Source organism: Nocardia sp. NPDC004573 (genome assembly GCF_053602135.1).
Genome location: NZ_JBSGDA010000074.1, coordinates 1 through 1,108, shown reverse-complemented (window position 1 = coordinate 1,108; position 1,108 = coordinate 1). Strand labels below are relative to the sequence as shown.

Sequence of the window (1,108 nt, the reverse complement as noted above, 5' to 3'; positions counted from 1 at the left end):
AACTCAACGTCGCCTACAACTGCCTGGACCGCCACGTCCTGGACGGACACGGCGACCAGGTCGCCATCCACTGGGAAGGCGAACCCGGCGACTCCCGCGCCATCACCTACCAACAACTGCTCGACGAGGTCTGCCAGGCCGCCAACACCCTCACCGAACTGGGTTTGGTCGCCGGCGACCGGGTGGCGATCTACATGCCGATGGTGCCCGAAGCCATCGTCGCCATGCTCGCCTGCGCCCGCCTCGGGCTCACCCACTCGGTCGTGTTCGCCGGATTCTCCCCCACCGCCCTGCGCCAGCGCGTCGAGGACGCCGGAGCCCGGCTGATCATCACCACCGACGGGCAATGGCGACGCGGCAAACCCGCACCCCTGAAAGAAGCCGTCGACGAGGCCCTCCACACCCACGGCGACACCCCCTCCAGCGTCGAGCACGTGCTGGTCGTGCGCCGCACCGGCATCGAAGTCCCCTGGACCCAAGGCCGCGACCTGTGGTGGCACGACACCATCGCCCACGCCTCCCCCACCCACCACCCCGAACCCTTCGACACCGAACACCCCCTGTTCATCCTCTACACCTCCGGCACCACCGGAAAACCCAAAGGCATCCTGCACACCACCGGCGGCTACCTCACCCAAACCGCCTACACCCACCACCACGTCTTCGACCACAAACCCGGCCACGACATCTACTGGTGCACCGCCGACATCGGCTGGGTCACCGGACACTCCTACATCGTCTACGGCCCCCTGGCCAACCGCACCACCCAAATCGTCTACGAAGGCACCCCCAACTCACCCACCGAACACCGCCACTTCCAGATCATCGAGAAATACGGCGTCACCATCTACTACACCGCCCCCACCCTGATCCGCACCTTCATGAAATGGGGCAGACAGATACCCGCCGCCCACGACCTGTCGTCGCTGCGGCTACTCGGCTCGGTCGGCGAACCCATCAACCCCGAAGCCTGGCGCTGGTACCGCGAAGTCATCGGCGCCAACCGCACCCCCATCGTGGACACCTGGTGGCAAACCGAAACCGGCGCCATCATGATCTCCCCCCTGCCCGGCGTCACCACCACCAAACCCGGCGCCGCCATGACCCC

The 1,108-nt window shown here is 66.5% G+C and carries 1 protein-coding gene; it reads left to right on the top strand.

The genetic code is table 11. The features are described 5' to 3' along the window. A partial coding sequence (locus ACWEKR_RS35570; protein ID WP_452358242.1) for an AMP-binding protein occupies positions 1-1,108 on the top strand: 1,108 nt, incomplete at both ends.